The organism is Pantoea sp. X-Soil-MYKO-1785 (assembly GCF_059730675.1).
Map to the genome: position 1 here is coordinate 2,988,757 of NZ_AP036000.1, position 16,940 is coordinate 3,005,696.

The window sequence follows — 16,940 nt, forward strand, 5'->3', positions numbered from 1 at the left end:
AAACGCCAATAAAAAGGGCGACTCTCCGGAGTCGCCCTTTTTGCTGATAAAAATCGCACCTTACTGCGCGTCAATATCCTGCAGATCGTCCTGAATCGCGGCTGCGTTCGGGTTCTCTTCCGGCTTGAGCTTGCCACCGCGCGCCAGAAAATCGTGACGCTGGAAGTAGGCGTTGCGGATAAAGGCGTACGGATCGCTCTGCTGTTTGAGGATCGCATCCGAGTCGAGCAGCTGTGCCCGCGTCTCAATGCCTTCCAGCGTCCATTTACCAATCGACATCGGCCAGGTCAGCCAGCCGAGAATCGGATAGAGGGTATCGACGTAATCGCCGCCATCCTGACGAACGGTAAAGCTGCCGTAAGCCGGCAGTTCAACGTAAGGGCCATAGCCGACGCCATAGTGGCCCAGCGTGGTGCCGAAACGGTGTGGCTCTTCACGCGCCAGCTCCGGATTGGCTTTACCGGCCACGTCAATGAAGCCGCCCAGCCCCAGCACGCTGTTCAGGAAGAAACGGGTGAAGTGAATACCCGCATCACGGGCGTTACCGACCAGAATGGCGTTGACCATGCTGGCGGGTTCTTCGAGGTTACCGAGAAAATTACTCAGGCCGGTGCGGGCTGGCACCGGCACATAGTCGCGCCAGGCAACGGCTACCGGGCGAAGCAGATAGGGATCGAGCACGTTGTAGTTAAAGTTGAACATCGTGCGGTTAAAGCCTTCGAACGGATCGCTGCGTTGCGCAGGTTCGTCATTCGCCGGCTTCGAACTGGCACAACCCACCAGAAGAACGCTGGCAACGGCCAGGCTGGTCAGGCGATAATTCATTCCAATCTCCCTGTGCGGATGAAAAAAAGTCTGCTCACCCTTCAGGCGGCAGTCGATTAACGAACCTGCTTACCCTGAGCATAGCTAACTTTACGTCAGCCTGGGTAGCGACAGGATCTGCCTGAGCGTCGTCGGATCCCGCGCTCAGGGCTGCTGTTGATTTATTTCTACTGCCATCTGCTGATGGCCGTCCCAGGGCATCACCGCACTCAGACCAAACCAGTCACCCGAACGCGCGTTGGCACTGCCGTCGCGGGAAATTCGCGCCCGCACCTGAAGCTGATGCTGCGCCGACAACAGGCGATCCGGCATCATCGCATTGCTGTCATCCAGCGTCAGCGATAGCGGAAAGTGGCTGAGCGGCAGGCGTTTTACCGCCACCGGCACCGGTGAAACACCGTCGGTGACAGAAATATACAACACTCCGCCTTGCGGTAATATTTTTTCTGCCTGCGGCGTCAGGCTGATACTGAGTGCCAGCTGGCTGCTCTGCTGCCCGGCCGCGGTTTTGGCCTGCTCAATGCTGCGGGCGATCATCACACGCCGCTCATCGTTAGCCGGCAACAGCGTCAGCAGCGTTTGCCAGGCGTCAATCGCCTGATCATATTGCTGCTGCTCGAAAGCATTAAACGCCAGCAGGCCCAGAGTACGCAGGTTGTGCCGATCGGCCTTAAGCAATTCGTGCAGCAGCAGCGCCGCCTGGCGATTATCCTGCGGTTCGCTGGAGCGGGTCAGCACTTCGGCGTAGTCCTGCTTCAGGCCGGGATCGTTGGGCGCGAGCTGCAAGGCGCGTTCAAAGGCCTGGCTGGCGATACTGGCGTTATTCAGCACCATGCCGAGCCGTCCCAGCATGGTCCAGTCGTTGAGGTTGTCCGGTTCCGACTGCAATGCGCTGCGCAGCCCAAGCTGCAACCGCGCCAGCTCCTCCATCGTCAGAGGCTTTGCCGCCGGGTCCATCAGCCGTGCCCGTAAGGCAGGATAGTCCTGCTGCACCTGCATCCAGCCAGTCAGCTGCGCCAGGCCGCCGACTTTCAGATAAGTCCCCAGCGACACCAGCAGCAGCACAATCAGGCCGGGCAGTAATATCCAGCGGCTGCTGCTGTGCGCCTGTACGGTCTGGGTGGGTGGAACATCGGCCAGCAGCGTCTGTTGCAGTTCCCGCTCCATGACCGGCCGCTCCGCTACCACGCCCTGATCTTCATCTTCCGCCAGTTCGCTCAGACGCTGATGGTAGAAGCGCTGATTGAGGCGATCGCGATCGCCAGCGCTGGCGTGCCGCTGCCGCCAGCCCGCGGCAAGAAACAATGCACAGGCTGCCAGCAACAACAGTAAAAGGGTGATCCAAAATGCACTCATTACGGCTTCCTGTCTGACTTCAGTAGCGCATCAAGACGCTGTTGTTCATCTTCATCCAGCTCGCTGCGGGTTTTACGCTGGCGACTGCGCAGCACGATGACGCATCCGCCCAGCAGCACGAACAGCGCCGGTCCGACCCACAAAATCAGGGTAGACGGCGTAACCGGCGGCTGATAAGTGACGAAGTTGCCGTAACGCGCCACCATGTAATCGATAATTTGCTGACGGTCCTGGCCCTGCTTCATTAGCTGATAGACCTTGAGTCGCATATCCGCTGCAATCATCGCGTTCGAGTCGGCGATGCTGTTGTTCTGGCATTTCGGGCAGCGCAGCGAGGCGGTCAGATCGCGGTATTGTTCTTCCTGCGCCACCGAATCGAACTGCAGGGTATCGATAGTCGCCCACAGGCTAAAGCTGAACAGCAGTCCACAGACCAGCAGTAACAGACGCCTCATGCTCCCGCCTCCTTACTGTATTTGATCCACAACGGTTTCACTTCCTGTTGCCAGACGCGCTCATTCAGATCGCCTGCATGGCGATAGCGGATAATGCCTTTGCCGTCGATCAGGAAGGTTTCCGGTGCACCGTAGACGCCAAGATCCAGCCCGAGCATCCCGTTGCCGTCATACAGGCTGAGCGCATACGGGTTGCCCAGCGTGTTCAGCCAGCTGACCGCTTTGTTGCGGTCGTCTTTGTAGTTCAGCCCGACCACCCGAATGCCCTGCTCCGCCAGGCTATTCAGGTAGTGATGTTCAGCCCGACAGGTCGGGCACCAGGTGGCCCAGACGTTAAGCAGTATCGGTTTGCCGTCGGTCAGCACCTGCTGATCGTAAATTTTACCCGGCTGATCGAGCGCTTCCAGCCTGAACAGCGGCACCGGCTTGCCAATCAGCGCCGATTCCAGCCGGGTCGGATCGTCGCCGTCGGCATTGCGCGCCAGCTGCCACAGCAGCGCTGCCGCCAGCAGCAGAAACAGCACCAGCGGGATAAACAGGATTTTCTTATTCATGCCAGCTCCTGAGGGACCGCTTTTTTGCGGGCGCGATAGCGAGGATCACCCAGGCAGAACAGGCCACCCAGCGCCATTAACAGGCCGCCGAACCAGATCCAGCGCACAAAGGGTTTGTAATAGATCCGCACAGCCCAGCCACCATCATCCAGCTCTTCGCCTAACGCCGCGTAGAGATCGCGGCTGAAACCGCCGTCAATCGCCGCTTCGGTCATCATGGTGCGTGCGGCAGTATAGAAACGCTTTTCAGCCTGCAGCGTCGCTTCCGGTTTGCCGTTGCGCGTTACCTCGATTATGCCTGAACCGCCGCTGTAGTTAGGGCCCTGCAGGTTCTGTACGCCACGAAAAACAAAGTGATAATGATGAATGTCTACACTGTCGCCGGCCTTCATCCGCACATCGCGCTCTACGCTGTACTGGGTGCTGAAGGCGATGCCAATCACCGTCACGCCGACGCCGAGATGGCCCAGCACCATGCCCCAGTGGCTGCGCGAGAGATGACGCAGCCCTGCAAAGAAGGTGTGACGATGGGTGGCGCGCTCATGCAGTTCCAGCAGCGTCAGCACAATGATCCACAGCGACATCATCAGCCCGACCACGGTCATGGCGGCAATACGATCCTGTAACCACCACGGGATCACTATCGAACCGGCCAGCGTCACGATCAGCGCCAGCGCCAGTCGTTTTGCCAGCTTCTGTGGCTCGTCACGACGCCAGCGCACCAGCGGTCCAATCCCCAGCAGCAGGGCAAACGGCGCCATCAGCCAGCTGAACATGGTATTAAAGAACGGCTCACCCACCGAGATGCTGCCCAGTCCGAGCTGCTTATGCACCAGCGGCAATAGCGTGCCGAGCAGCACCACCAGCATCGCGGCAATCAGCAAAACGTTATTACCGAGCAGGAAAGATTCCCGTGACCAGGTTTCATTCTGCACCCGGCTACGCACTTTCCCACCTTTGATGGCATACAGCAGCAGCGAACTGCCAATCACGATCACCAGGAAAGCGAGAATAAACATGCCGCGCGCCGGATCGGAGGCAAATGAGTGCACCGAAACCAGCACCCCGGAACGCACCAGGAAAGTGCCGAGCAGGCTGAGCGAGAAGGCCGTAATCGCCAGCAGCACCGTCCAGGCTTTAAAGGTGCCACGCTTTTCAGTGACCGCCAGCGAGTGCATTAACGCGGTGCCCGCCAGCCACGGCATGAACGAGGCGTTTTCAACCGGATCCCAGAACCACCAGCCGCCCCAGCCCAGTTCGTAATAGGCCCAGGCCGAACCGAGCACGATGCCGATGGTAAGAAACACCCAGGCGGCGGTGGTCCATGGGCGCGACCAGCGTGCCCATGCGGTGTCGAGCCGGCCGGCCATCAATGAGGCAATAGCAAAGGCAAACGCCACCGAGAAACCGACATAACCCATATAGAGCAGCGGCGGATGGAAGATCAGACCGATATCCTGCAGCATCGGGTTCAGATCGTGTCCATCAATCGGGAAGTCAGGCAAGGTGCGGCTGAAGGGATTTGAAGTCAGCAGGATAAACAGCAGGAAACCGAGGTTAATCATTCCCATCACCGCCAGCACGCGTGCCAGCGCATCCTGCGGCATGCCGCGACTGAAGATCGCCACCGCCACGGTCCAGGTACTCAGCAGCAGCACCCACAGCAGCAGTGAGCCTTCATGAGCACCCCAGGTGGCGGCGATGCGGTAGTAGACCGGCAACAGGCTGTTAGAGTTGGTGGCAACATAGCTGACGGTAAAATCATTGGCGATGAAGGCCCAGACCAGCAGCAAAAATGCGGCTGCAATCAGCACGAACAGGCCGGCAGCCAGCGGACGCGCCATTGCCATCAGTCGGGCATCCTGGCGCACCGCGCCCCACAGTGGATAGGTACTGAGCAGCAGCGCAATGCCCAGCGCCAGGCAGAGCAGAAAGGTTCCGATTTCCGGCATCATGATGACTGTTTTCCCGGCTGATACAGCGACTGCGGGCCGTTGTGATTTTTCTTCATCGCGTCTTCAATCTCCGGCGGCGTATATTTTTCATCGTGCTTCGCCAGCACTTCTTTGGCGATAATCCGGTTACCGGTCTCCAGCACCCCTTGCGCGACCACGCCCTGCCCTTCTCTGAACAGGTCCGGCAAAATCCCTTCAAAACTGACGCTCACCACGCCGCTGGCATCATAAAGTTTGAACGACACGGCAAGCGTGTTGGGATCGCGTTTGACGCTGCCCGGCATCACCATGCCGCCGACGCGCAGCCGCTGTCCCGGTTCCGGTACTTCATGCGCCTCGCCTTTGCCATACAGAATTTCACTCGGGGTATAAAACAGATCGATGTTCGAGCGCAGCGCGTACATCACCAGCGCCGTGGCCAGGCTAAGGCCGATCAGAATCGCCAGCACGGCATACAGACGATTACGTCGACGGATATTCACAGGCTTTCTCCTGCCGCTTCAGCGGTGGCTTTTTTACTTTTCGCTGCCCGGATGCGACGTTCGCGCGCCTCACGCTGGCGGATCTCCGCCAGTAAACGACGGCGTGTCAGCAGGGTATGCAACACCAGACCGATCAGCGGGATTAAGGTACAGGCGACGGCCAGCCAGACATAGAAGGCGTAACCGCCCATGGCGAAGAAGGCGTGCCATGACGAAAATGCCGGCGTCATGCTTTCTCTCCTTTGCTGGCCACGCCGATCGCCCACGGACGATGGCGTTCGGTTAATAAAATCAGATTACGTAACCGCATCAGGGTCAGCGTCAGAAACAGCAGCAGGTAACCGAGAATCGACCAGCGCAGCGGGGTGCGCATCACCGGCGCAATGGCCTGCTGCAGTGTGCCGGACGAGCCCTGATGCAGGGTATTCCACCACTGTACCGAGAAGTGAATGATCGGCAGATTGACTACGCCAACCAGAATCAGGATACCGGCGGCACGCCCGGCTGTACGGCGGTCATCAAAGGCGTGATAGAGCGCGATCACCCCCATATAGATGAACAGCAGCACCAGCTCCGAGGTGAGGCGCGCATCCCAAATCCACCAGGTGCCCCACATCGGTTTGCCCCACGCCGAGCCGGTAACCAGCGCAATAAAGGTGAACACCGCGCCAACCGGTGCCATTGCGGCAGAGGCCAGATCGGCCATCTTCAGCTGCCACACCAGCCCGCAAAAAGCGGCAATCGCCATTGAGGCGTAGATGCCCATCGACCACATCGCGGCCGGAACGTGGATATAGATAATGCGGAAACTGTCGCCCTGCTGATAATCAGCCGGTGCGTAACCAAATCCCCAGATCCACCCCAACAGCAACGACGCCAGACCCGCCACGGCGAACCAGGGTATCAGCCGTCCAGACCACTGATAGAGCCGCTCGGGTTTCCCCAGTTGATGTAACGCTTTCCACATATCAGCCACTCACATTTCGGTAAATTATGGGTCGCCGCGCCGGTCAGACGCGGTCATTGCAGGGTAATCCGCAGCGCCGCCGCGGTCGCAAACGGTGACAGGGTGGCGCTGACCAGCAACATTGCCCCGAGGATCGCCAGATAACCGCCAATCGGTAAGCCCTGCCCGGCGGCCTCAATCGCCGCACTGGCGAAAATCAGCACCGGAATCGACAGCGGCAGCACCAGCAGGCTCAGCAGCACGCCGCCTCGCCGTAAACCGACGGTTAACCCGACGCCGATCGCTCCGAGAAAACTCAGGGTCGGTGTGCCGATCAGCAGCGTTAACGCCATCGCCCACCAGCCATTAAAATCGAGCGATAGCAGCAGTGCCGCCAGCGGCGACAGCACGATCAGCGGCAAGCCGGTCACCAGCCAGTGCGCAATCACTTTCCCCAGCACCGTGACCGGCAGGGGCGTCGGCAGCAGCAGCAGTTGCTCAAGTGAGCCATCGATAAAATCATCGCGAAACAGCCGCTCCAGCGCCAGCAGCGATGCCAGCAGCGCGGCGACCCAGGCGACGCCGGGTGCAATGCGCGCCAGCTGTTGCGGATCGGGTCCGATACCCAGCGGAAACAGGGTAATGACAATCAGAAAAAACCACAGCGGATTAACCACATCTGCCCCGCCACGAAAGGCAATGCGCAATTCACGCTGGATAAGACGGAACAGCATCAGATTGACTCCGCTGCGCTGAGGCGAATTTTACGCACCCGCGCCGTCTGGTCAGGTAAATCCTGATGAGTCGTCAGGATCACCGCTCCGCCGTTATCGGCATGCTGAGCAAATTTCATCATTAATTTTTCGATGCCCGTTTTGTCGATGGCAGTCAGCGGTTCATCCAGAATCCACAAGGTGGCGCGACTCAGCCACAAACGCGCCAGCGCCACCCGCCGCTGCTGGCCTGCCGACAGCTGCGCCACCGGCACTTCTTCGTAACCCAGCAGATCGACGCTTTCCAGCGCAGCAAAAATCTGCGCGTCGTCGCAGTCAGGATGGTAAAAGCGCAAATTTTCCAGTGGGGAGAGCACGGCTTTCACGCCGGGATGATGCCCCAGATAGAGCATCGATGCGTGCCAGCGTTCGCGCTGCTGCTGGATCGGCCGATCGTGCCAGCGAATCTCGCCCTGTTCTGCCCGGCTTAATCCCGCCAGCAAGCGCAACAGCGAGGTCTTACCGGCGCCGTTCGGTCCCTCAATCTGCACAATGTCACCTGCTTTGACGCTGAACGACAGCCGATGGAACAGCGTCCGTTCATCGCGAACACAAGAGAGCGTAATGATTTCCAACATGAAGGGGGAATCGCACCAGCTAAAAAGAGGCCCGGATAATACCATAATGTTGCTGTGGGCCGAAGTCTGCACCGCCGTTGAGACCGACCGTCAGGAGGCGATATGTGCGGTCCGCCGTGCTGTTTGCTTAAAAATGCAGCCGCGAAAAAGCTTGTTACGCTTATTCATATCGACCGTTACATTATCGGCAAATAAAAAGCAGCTACGCTTATTACGCCACAGCACTATCACCAGGAGAAAATATGAAGCCTTCATCAGGTAACCAACAGGGTCACAATGACGTTGAAAGCGATGAAAAGGACGAGGGGACGGAAATAGAAGTTGATGAGGAGGCGCTACCTTCACGTGCAGCGGCGATACATGAAGAGATTCGACAGGATGGGGAAAAAGAGCTGGAGCGCGACGGCATGGCCCTGCTCTGGTCGGCCATTGCGGCTGGATTATCGATGGGCGCCTCGCTGATGGCGAAAGGGATTTTCCAGGTTCATCTCGACGGGGTTCCCGGCGCATTTTTACTGGAAAATCTCGGTTACACCTTTGGCTTTGTGATTGTCATTATGGCGCGCCAGCAGCTGTTTACCGAGAACACCGTGACAGCGGTATTACCGGTGATGCATAAACCGACCTGGGGAAATGTCGGTCTGCTACTGCGTTTATGGGGCTTTGTGCTGCTGGGCAACCTGATTGGCACCGCGCTGGGCGCGCTGGCGTTTAATGAGATGCCGATTTTTGATGATGCGACCCGTCAGGCGTTTACCAACATCAGCATGAAAGTGATGGAAAACACCCCTGGCGAGATGTTTGCTAATGCGGTGATCTCCGGCTGGATTATCGCCACTATGGTGTGGATGTTCCCTTATGCTGGCGGGGCCAAACTGGTGGTGATTGTGATGATGACCTGGCTGGTAGCGCTGGGCGATCTGGCGCATATCGTGGTCGGTTCGGTGGAGGTGCTCTATCTGGTGTTTAATGGCAGCATTCCCTGGCACGAATTTTTCTGGCCATTCGCCCTGCCTACGCTGTTAGGTAACATCACCGGCGGCACCCTGATTTTTGCCCTAATCAGCCATGCGCAGATCCGTAATGACATGAGCGAAGCGGCGGTCGCCAAAGCCAAAGCCGAGCAGAAAAAGCAGGAGAAGCGCCGTCAGCGTGAAGAGCAAAACGGGTAAGTTGCTGTCGGAATGAGCAAACGCACGGCGTCGTAGTGAATTTCTGCGCCTATCTGCGCTATACTGCGCGCCGTCGTCCTCTTAGTTAAATGGATATAACGAGCCCCTCCTAAGGGCTAGTTGCAGGTTCGATTCCTGCAGGGGACACCATACACACCTCTTACGCCGCCTCTTCTGTTCGTCAAAACCCGATTGCATCAGGCATTCCGCCCAACTACCGTTCATCATCGTTTGCTGAAAGCCCGCTATGAATCCGGATAAAGGCGGGATAAATCCGCTTTACCTCATCCTCGTCATCGAAAATTTTGCTGCGCAAGCCAAAGAGCCTGGCTGTCAGGGTAATCAATGGCGTCAGCGATGATTTTTACCGTTTCATTATGATGCTTTCCGTTTTAATTCAGCATAACCGGCTGTCAGTTGCTTCAGATGCATTTCCAGTTGGGTGCTGGCTGCGGCAGGTAAAGGTTCACCGGCAGGATGTTCTGACAATGCCCGCAGTTGCTCTTCAGCCGGCGGAGACTGGCTGAACGACTGCATGGCTGAAAAGACCACTGACTTCAGTTCACTGACCGTCATATATTTTCCCTTCTGCTGATCCAGTCCGTTCAGGCGGTCGCTCAGATGCTGTAGCGTCGTCATCCCCTGATGCCAGCCATTCAGGTTTTCTGCCGGTATGCTGGCAGCATGTAACTGCCGCAGCCACTGCTGTGCCAGCGGTTTTGCCTGTTCCGGCCACAACGCCTGAGCCTGTTCGATCAACTGACCACTGTAGTGAATACGCCAGTCTGGCGGCAACCGTTCCAGGCGCTCGAGCTGCTGCTGCGTGGCGGCGATAAAGGCTTGCGGGGTGAGCGCTTGCTGATGCAGCGTCTCACGTTGCCCGGGAGTCAGTGTTGCGGGCAACGGCATCAGGGAGGCAGCGAGCTGCGTCTGTAGCGGGTCAGGTTGGTGTAAAACATGCCAGCCCCACACCGCCGCCCCACCTGCCACCAGCATGGTTAACATCCCGGCGACAAAGGGTTTCCACTTTTTTTCTGGCGCCGGGAGCGCCGCCAGCACGTCAACATTCGGCTGATGTTCCGGCTGGGCCACATACACCCATTTTACCTGCTTATCCGGCTCGGTTTTCGCCGCAAGCGGAATGATGGGAAGCACATCAACGGAGGTGTCTGAGCGATTGCTTACCGTTGCCGGCAGTACCACACCGGGCTGAATCGCAGCACCTTTGCTGGATGCTCCTTCGCTGGACGCACCTTCGCTGGACGCACCTTTGCTGGACGAACCTTCGCTGGACGCACCTTCGCTGGACGCACCTTTGCTGGACGAACCTTCGCTGGACGCACCTTCGCTGGACGCACCTTTGCTGGACGAACCTTTGCTGGACGCACCTTTGCTGGATGCACCTTTGCTGGACGCACCTTCGCTGGATGAACCTTCGCTGGATGGACCTTTGCTGTTTTCCAGCCGGACAGCGCTGTTGTGGATCAGGGCACGCAAGGCCTCGAGCCGGCTCAGTTGTTTAAGCGCCTGCCGCTGCAGCACCTCTCCCATGCGGTTAAGCTGCTGCTCCGCCAGATAAAGCGGGCTGAGATCGCTGTAGCTTAGAGGAAGTGTGCGCATCCGTTGCTGCAGACGCTGGCTCAGGCTGGTAAGGATTTCTATCCGGGCGTTAACCGGCTGCGGCCAGAGTGCTTCCCATTGATGGGTGATGAGTGCCTCAAGTATTGCCAGCCCTTCATTCAGGCCCGCCAATCCAGCCAGTTGTGTTCGGGTTAGCGTATACCAGGCTGCCGTCTGCAACTCCACACCATTTCGCTCAAACAGTGAAAGACAGAGTTTTTCGGCATAACGCCAGTTCACGTCCGGACGCGCCGGATGTGACAGTTTGCTCAGCTCTTCACGCAGAGCAGCATAATCCGGCAGCATGCGCGGATCGCTGCCGGTTTTAATTTTACGGGAGATAATGTCATTCATGACGACTTGTCCAACTGACGTGTCTATAGCTATGAGGGAGAGTATTTATACGGTTTCGTTTTCTGCAGTTCGGGACGCTGCAACCAGGGTTGTGGCAGAAGATTAGTCTATATCGGCCTTGTTTCGGCCTGTTGATATTTATCCCACAGGGCTTGTAACCTGATGAATTTCACCTGGTGCTGCGATGTTAACAGATTCATTAAACGCATCCTCCTTCCGGCCGGGGTCAGAGTTTGCCTGTCTGGAAACGTATCTGTCTGCCCGATTCCCGCAGAGATAAAAAGCCTTGTTAACGGCGCTGTTATCGCCAGTAAGCGAGGGTTAAAGATCCCCTTTTATTGAATCGGTTAAGGCAGCAGAACATTAATCAGGCGGAAAAAAGCGTCTTCATCAAATAATTCGCCTGGCCGGGATACATCACGTTGCTGATTAAGCGTCCAGGCACTAAGCTGGCCTGCACGCATAAATAACCGACTCAGCCGGGTACCGGGCGTTGCTCTGCGCCATTGCTGTAATCGCCGATAACCATCAGCTTGAGCGGGAGTTCGATTTTTTTCTGTGCCCCGCCGGTGTGCAGGCTGAGCCGGATATTTACGCGGGCTTTGGGGATTTCGGACTGATAGGAATTAGACATGGCTGTCCCTGTTCTACGAAGTAATAGAAACGGTTAATGCCACTGAAAAATTAATAAGAAAGACTTACCTTTAAATAATCCCTTCCCCGTTTACGCTACCCGAAGACGTGAGTCAAAAAATCGGGCAGATTCCATTCATCAGCGAGCATGACACCTGTTTTGAGGTTTTATATGAAAGGCATTAATTTCGGACAACGCCTCATTGACGAAGTTTAGAAACATTGCATCGGCGTTTGGAAATGAAAAGATGTAACTAAAGATTACAGGGATAGGTTTTAACAAAAGCAGATCATCATCATGATTTATAAGAATTTTCTAAAGACACCGTGCGCAGGCCGCATGAGGTAAGGATGTACGCCAGCCGATTACTGTAACCTGGCATTTAAAATCGTATAAAGCATCGTCACTTTCACTCTTCATATGAGACTGTAATATTTATGTAACTACGAGAGCCGGGCCGCGTAGCGGTAAATGGAATGTTCATCATTGCATTGAAAGTGAATTTTTTGTTTTTACTTAAACAGCGCTTAATATTATTTATGTACCCAAAAAGGAGGAGATGTAACCGTTCGTCGTGACTTATTGAGGAAAATGCTGGCATTCTGGACAGGGCGAAGTGATGGGAAGGGTTAGCGACAGAGATGACCTTATTTCGGCTGACAGGTGCAGCAATGTCCGGATCAATACCGATCGCAGTGCGGGAGCAATGCCCGATGTAATGGACCGGACAATGCCCGGAGTCAGGCGCAGAAAAAAGCCGCGGCTACGCTCTGGCTTCTGCACTCAGTGTCAGCAACTTATTCTGCTGTTCAGACTGCGGTGCGAGGCAGGTTCAGCGTGACGCCAGAGCCCGCTCAGGCGCTACTGCACCCCAAGACATTGCCGTGCCCTGAACGCCTCCATTGCGTGCCGTTACCCTCATTCGAAAAGAGAAAATGTCAGCCGTGAACCCGGTCAGGCCTGGCGAAGGAAAAAGCCAGATTGAAAAAGCCGCAGACCACAGCCATGCTGGATAAGGAGACGCTGCAGAGGAGCGTGAAACATTGTGCTGACGACAGCCCCGCCGCAAAAATGAGTAAAACAGTGTGGGTTTCGACCCCGATCGATCAAAACGAGGACCGAAAGCGTGAAAAAGAAAATTACTCTGCCCCAGTTTGGTCAGCAGGCTGATGCAGAGGTGTTCGGCAACAAAATCACCGTTCGCTATGAGGGCAATGAATCCTTTCCCCGAGGCCTCAAAGTAAATGAACAGTATTATGTAGTGATTGATGGCGAGGAAAAAACCATGACGCTGGTGCGCAAGCCGATGGGCTCATGGCAGTTCTCCCTGCAGTAATCACCTGTGCTGTAAACGGCCTCGCTGCGGCGAGGTTTTTGTTATCTGACCGCCGCCAGACACCACACGACAACGGCCAGTCGCTGAGTGCGGTGCAGCGCTATAACTGCCTGCGATAGTCGCCTCTGCGCTCATTGCCGCAAAACATGATAATCACTCATCCAGCGTGTGATGCTTTGCCTTGCGGTAAGCCGAGGGCGTAACGCCGTGTACCTGACGAAAACGGTGGCTGAAGTGGCTGGAAGAGTGAAAACCGCACTGCAGCGCGATATCCGTCAGGGTTAATGCGGGCTGCGTCAACAGCATCCTGGCCCGCAGCATACGGCGCTGCATCACGAACTGATGAGGCGCTTCGCCGGCTGAGTGACGAAACATACGGGCGAAGTGAAACTCACTCAGCGCCGCTTCGCTCGCCAGATCGGCCAGCGTTAACGGCCGATCGAGGTGCGCATCGATAAATTCAAGCACCCGACGCAATACGGCAGGTGCCAGCCCGCCCCGCACCTGAGGCAGTTGCCACTGTACCTCGCTGTATTGCTGCAGAAGATGGGTCAGCAACAAGGTTGTCGCACTGCTCAGGATGAGCTGGCTGGCGGGCTGTTGCCAGTCGCAGCTCAGCAAAAAATGGCGATAGAGTTGGGTAATGCGCGGGTCGGCGGCGAAAATTTTTTCGTGCAGATTTAACTGTGCCGGGCTGCGATCCCATACCTGTTCCGCCAGCTGGCGCAGCTGTGCTTCGCTGCAGTAAAGGTGAACAAAGGCGAGATCGGCGCGCAGATCCCAGCTCGATTCTATCCCCGCCGGCATCAGGCAGAAACGATCCGGTGCGCCGCCATTACGCCAGCCCTGGGCGGTTTTATGCCAGGTATCGTAGCCCCCTTCCACATACAGACTCAGCGTATGGTGATCGCTGAGCGTGGTCACGCGATCGCCGCTGTTAAACCAGGCCGCCAGTTGCAGGCCATTGCGCAGCTCCACCCGATCGCGCAGCTGCGCTTTATGGCGTTGCAGGGTTTCAAAGGTCTGGTAACTACGCATCCGGGTATCAGCTTCAGAGGAACAGGAAACCAGTTTACGGATCTGGCGGGACGGAGAACAGGCCACATCGGGACGCCTGATAAAAATGCGCAAGATTTTGCAAATCTGCCGCAGCCCGATGCAAGCGCCGCCCGTGCTAAAGCCGCAGACTGCGGGCTTTAGGCTAAGGAACGCGACGATGAACCTGTTTTTGTATCTCTCTGTGGTGCTGATCTGGGGTACCACCTGGATTGCCATCTATGCGCAACAGTCGGCTGGCACCAGTGCGGTGACCGTTGCCGTGTTCTGGCGTTTTTTACTGGCTTCAGTGGTGATGTTGCTGCTGCTTAAGGCGGTGAAACGCCTGCATCGCCTGAGTCTGGACGATCATCTGTTCTGCCTGCTACAGGGCGGCTGCGTGTTTGGCTTCAACTTTGTCTGCTTCTATTACGCATCCGGCTACATCAGCAGCGGGCTTGAGTCGGTCATTTTTTCCATGGCCGTGATGTATAACGCCATCAACAGCTGGATTTTTTTCGGCCAGCGTCCTTCGCCGCGTCTGATTCCGGCAGTGCTGCTGGGTATGGCGGGGATCGTGGCGCTGTGCTGGCATGATCTGCGTGACACTCAGGCGTCTGGCGAATTGCTGTGGGGAATGGGACTGAGCGCGCTCGGCACGCTGGGCTTTTCGTTCGGCAATATGATCAGTCAGCGCCATCAACGGCGGCAGCGGGATGTGCTGACCACCAACAGTTATGGCATGTTGTATGGCGCGCTGCTGATGGCGCTGGTGTCACTGCTGCAGGGCGTTTCACTCAACCCTACCTGGAACGGGCAATGGCTGACGGCGCTGAGCTATCTGGCGGTAGTCGGATCGGTGATCGGTTTTGGTGCCTATTTTACATTGGCAGGTCGCATCGGTGCCAGCCGGGCCGCCTATACCACGGTGCTGTTCCCGCTGGTTGCGCTGGCGTTCTCAACCCGCTATGAGGGGTATCAGTGGCATACCAGCGCCATCCCTGGCCTTGTCATTATTCTGCTGGGCAACCTGGTGATGTTTGCCCGCTGGCCGGCAAGCCGTCGCCGCGCTATCGTCTGACGAGGAGGCGGGCTGCGGCCCGCGTCCAGATGAGCGTCATGCCCATTGCTGCTGTTGAATGAGTTTTTGTGGTTGATTGATTGCCTTGCGTGCAATCCAGTAGAGCAGTACTCGCTCATCATCACTATCGCGATCGGCCATCGACAGCAGTTTGAGCGCCAGCGTCGATTTGGTCACAGGCTGTTGTTCAGCACTCAGTTCAATCACTGCCTGACCGATAATGCTGCAAACTTCATCCTCACTGGTGATGGATTCATATGTCCGGTCTTTCATATTTCCTCCTGATAAGTGAACCCTTAGCCTGGCAAAAAATCTGCAAAGCTGCAGGCATAATCGCCTGAGTGAAACATTATCTTACGGCTACTTACCCTTACTTATTAAACTGCCGCTTTGGTTATCTTTCAGCAGAGGCCGTTCATACCCTCTCAGCAGCATTTCATGCCGCGCCTGCTTCCGTTCATGCCGTTGGTCGCCGCGCGCGCGTAAGGCTGGCCTATTCTGTCCGCAATTTCCAGATTCCCGGACGGGAGAGAAAATCATGAACCAGACTCAACAGGCTTCGCACCAGCGCACCCGCTGGCTCACACTGATCGGAACGGTGATTACCCAGTTCGCGCTGGGATCGGTTTATACATGGAGTTTATTCAACGGCCAGCTGTCGCAAAAACTGGATGCGTCGATCAGTCAGGTGGCGTTTTCGTTTGGCCTGCTAAGTTTAGGCCTGGCTATCGCCTCGTCGCTGGCGGGAAAACTGCAGGAACGTTTTGGTGTACGGCGCGTCACTATCGGTGCCGGTATATTGATGGCGTCAGGATTCTGGCTCACCGCGCATGCCGACAACCTGGTGATGCTCTACCTCAGCGCTGGCCTGCTGGTCGGCCTGGCCGATGGTGCCGGTTATCTGATGACGCTCTCAAACTGTGTTAAGTGGTTCCCGGAACGTAAAGGCATGATCTCAGCCTGCGCCATTGGTGCATACGGACTTGGCAGCCTGGGCTTCAAATTTATCTGCGGCGCGCTGCTGACCCATGTCGGCCTGGAACAGACTTTTATTATCTGGGGCGTGCTGGCGATGACGATGATTATACTCGGTGCCCTGCTGATGCGTGATGCCCCGCCGCAAAGTGCGTCCAGCGTCAGCCAGCAGCAGGCTCGCGATTACACGCTGGCGCAGTCGGTACGTCTGCCACAGTACTGGATGCTGGCGCTGATGTTCCTGACGGCCTGCATGAGTGGTTTGTATGTGATTGGCGTGGCGAAGGATATCGGTGAAGGCCTGGTACATCTGACTACGCAGACTGCCGCCAATGCCGTTACGGTGATTGCCATTGCTAACCTGAGCGGGCGTCTGGTGCTGGGCATCTTATCTGACAAGATGTTGCGTATCCGGGTGATTTCGCTGGCGCAGGTGGTTTCGCTGGTGGGAATGAGCGTGCTGCTGTTTACCCACATGAATGAAACCACCTTCTTCCTGTCGTTAGCCTGTATCGCCTTCAGCTTCGGCGGCACCATTACCGTGTTTCCCTCGCTGGTCAGTGACTTTTTCGGCCTCAACAACCTGACCAAAAACTATGGCCTGCTCTATCTCGGCTTTGGTATTGGCAGCGTCATGGGCTCACTGGTGGCATCGCTGTTCGGCGGCTTTACCGTCACCTTTAGCCTGATTATGACCCTGCTGGTGATCTCGCTGTTACTCTCCCTGACCATTCGCTTACCGCATCAACCGGCGGTCGGTAAGGCGGTGTTGCAGCGCCATTAATCTTTACGGGCCGCGACCAGGCGGC

The 16,940-nt window shown here is 56.7% G+C and carries 17 protein-coding genes, 1 tRNA gene and 1 pseudogene; 5 read left to right on the forward strand and 14 right to left on the reverse strand.

All coding sequences use genetic code 11. The annotated features are described in order from the left end of the window. Positions 1–60 precede the first annotated feature (60 nt). The 10 genes from mlaA to ccmA form a co-directional block, all read right to left on the reverse strand. Complete coding sequence (mlaA, locus tag AC6I8D_RS14165) at positions 61–825, reverse strand: phospholipid-binding lipoprotein MlaA (protein ID WP_312055872.1); 765 nt, start codon at positions 823–825, stop codon at positions 61–63. A gap of 144 nt (positions 826–969) precedes the next feature. Further along, the gene (gene ccmI, locus AC6I8D_RS14170) at positions 970–2,181 is read right to left on the reverse strand and encodes a c-type cytochrome biogenesis protein CcmI (protein ID WP_497820369.1); all 1,212 of its coding nucleotides are present in this window, start codon (positions 2,179–2,181) and stop codon (positions 970–972) included. Continuing rightward, a complete protein-coding gene (locus AC6I8D_RS14175) occupies positions 2,181–2,636 on the reverse strand; it encodes a cytochrome c-type biogenesis protein (protein WP_312759603.1) in 456 nt (151 codons plus the stop codon). Before AC6I8D_RS14175 ends, ccmI begins: the two co-directional genes overlap by 1 nt. After that, on the reverse strand, positions 2,633–3,190 hold the full coding sequence (locus AC6I8D_RS14180; RefSeq protein WP_312759601.1) for a DsbE family thiol:disulfide interchange protein: 558 nt from the start codon (positions 3,188–3,190) through the stop codon (positions 2,633–2,635). Before AC6I8D_RS14180 ends, AC6I8D_RS14175 begins: the two co-directional genes overlap by 4 nt. Beyond that, a complete protein-coding gene (locus tag AC6I8D_RS14185) occupies positions 3,187–5,145 on the reverse strand; it encodes a heme lyase CcmF/NrfE family subunit (protein WP_312055869.1) in 1,959 nt (652 codons plus the stop codon). The genes AC6I8D_RS14180 and AC6I8D_RS14185 overlap by 4 nt, the downstream gene beginning before the upstream one ends. Then, positions 5,142–5,627, reverse strand: coding sequence for a cytochrome c maturation protein CcmE (gene ccmE, locus AC6I8D_RS14190; RefSeq protein WP_031375907.1), 486 nt, complete (start codon positions 5,625–5,627; stop codon positions 5,142–5,144). Before ccmE ends, AC6I8D_RS14185 begins: the two co-directional genes overlap by 4 nt. Beyond that, positions 5,624–5,857: a heme exporter protein CcmD gene (gene ccmD / locus AC6I8D_RS14195; protein WP_159858329.1), complete on the reverse strand. Its 234-nt coding sequence runs from the start codon at positions 5,855–5,857 to the stop codon at positions 5,624–5,626. The genes ccmE and ccmD overlap by 4 nt, the downstream gene beginning before the upstream one ends. Continuing rightward, positions 5,854–6,594, reverse strand: coding sequence for a heme ABC transporter permease (locus AC6I8D_RS14200; protein WP_497820686.1), 741 nt, complete (start codon positions 6,592–6,594; stop codon positions 5,854–5,856). The genes ccmD and AC6I8D_RS14200 overlap by 4 nt, the downstream gene beginning before the upstream one ends. A 53-nt stretch (positions 6,595–6,647) precedes the next feature. Further along, positions 6,648–7,307: a heme exporter protein CcmB gene (gene ccmB, locus AC6I8D_RS14205; RefSeq protein ID WP_312055867.1), complete on the reverse strand. Its 660-nt coding sequence runs from the start codon at positions 7,305–7,307 to the stop codon at positions 6,648–6,650. Then, positions 7,307–7,924: a cytochrome c biogenesis heme-transporting ATPase CcmA gene (gene ccmA, locus AC6I8D_RS14210; protein ID WP_312055866.1), complete on the reverse strand. Its 618-nt coding sequence runs from the start codon at positions 7,922–7,924 to the stop codon at positions 7,307–7,309. Before ccmA ends, ccmB begins: the two co-directional genes overlap by 1 nt. A 242-nt stretch (positions 7,925–8,166) precedes the next feature. Here ccmA and AC6I8D_RS14215 point away from each other — a divergent pair, with 242 nt between their 5' ends. Then, positions 8,167–9,096, forward strand: a complete 930-nt coding sequence (locus AC6I8D_RS14215) for a formate/nitrite transporter family protein (RefSeq protein ID WP_312759592.1) — start codon at positions 8,167–8,169, stop codon at positions 9,094–9,096. Between the two features lie 75 nt (positions 9,097–9,171). Next, positions 9,172–9,246: transfer RNA gene (locus AC6I8D_RS14220), tRNA-Arg, on the forward strand. 225 nt (positions 9,247–9,471) lie between these two features. On the opposite strand, the gene AC6I8D_RS14225 is transcribed toward AC6I8D_RS14220, so the two are convergent. Continuing rightward, positions 9,472–11,070: a VasL domain-containing protein gene (locus AC6I8D_RS14225; RefSeq protein WP_497820370.1), complete on the reverse strand. Its 1,599-nt coding sequence runs from the start codon at positions 11,068–11,070 to the stop codon at positions 9,472–9,474. A 484-nt stretch (positions 11,071–11,554) separates the two neighbouring features. Continuing rightward, a pseudogene (locus AC6I8D_RS14230) lies at positions 11,555–11,704 on the reverse strand (type VI secretion system contractile sheath small subunit); the annotation flags it as partial. A 1,126-nt stretch (positions 11,705–12,830) separates the two neighbouring features. Between AC6I8D_RS14230 and AC6I8D_RS14235 the strand changes: the two are divergent. After that, positions 12,831–13,040, forward strand: coding sequence for a hypothetical protein (locus tag AC6I8D_RS14235; RefSeq protein WP_312758945.1), 210 nt, complete (start codon positions 12,831–12,833; stop codon positions 13,038–13,040). A 153-nt stretch (positions 13,041–13,193) separates the two neighbouring features. On the opposite strand, the gene AC6I8D_RS14240 is transcribed toward AC6I8D_RS14235, so the two are convergent. Then, complete coding sequence (locus AC6I8D_RS14240; protein ID WP_312057374.1) at positions 13,194–14,078, reverse strand: helix-turn-helix domain-containing protein; 885 nt, start codon at positions 14,076–14,078, stop codon at positions 13,194–13,196. Between the two features lie 178 nt (positions 14,079–14,256). Here AC6I8D_RS14240 and AC6I8D_RS14245 point away from each other — a divergent pair, with 178 nt between their 5' ends. Continuing rightward, entirely contained in the window at positions 14,257–15,156 is a 900-nt protein-coding gene (locus AC6I8D_RS14245) for a DMT family transporter (protein WP_497820371.1), read from the forward strand. Between the two features lie 36 nt (positions 15,157–15,192). On the opposite strand, the gene AC6I8D_RS14250 is transcribed toward AC6I8D_RS14245, so the two are convergent. Continuing rightward, complete coding sequence (locus tag AC6I8D_RS14250; RefSeq protein ID WP_312057365.1) at positions 15,193–15,429, reverse strand: hypothetical protein; 237 nt, start codon at positions 15,427–15,429, stop codon at positions 15,193–15,195. 265 nt (positions 15,430–15,694) lie between these two features. Here AC6I8D_RS14250 and AC6I8D_RS14255 point away from each other — a divergent pair, with 265 nt between their 5' ends. Further along, entirely contained in the window at positions 15,695–16,915 is a 1,221-nt protein-coding gene (locus AC6I8D_RS14255) for an L-lactate MFS transporter (protein WP_312057364.1), read from the forward strand. Positions 16,916–16,940 lie beyond the last annotated feature (25 nt).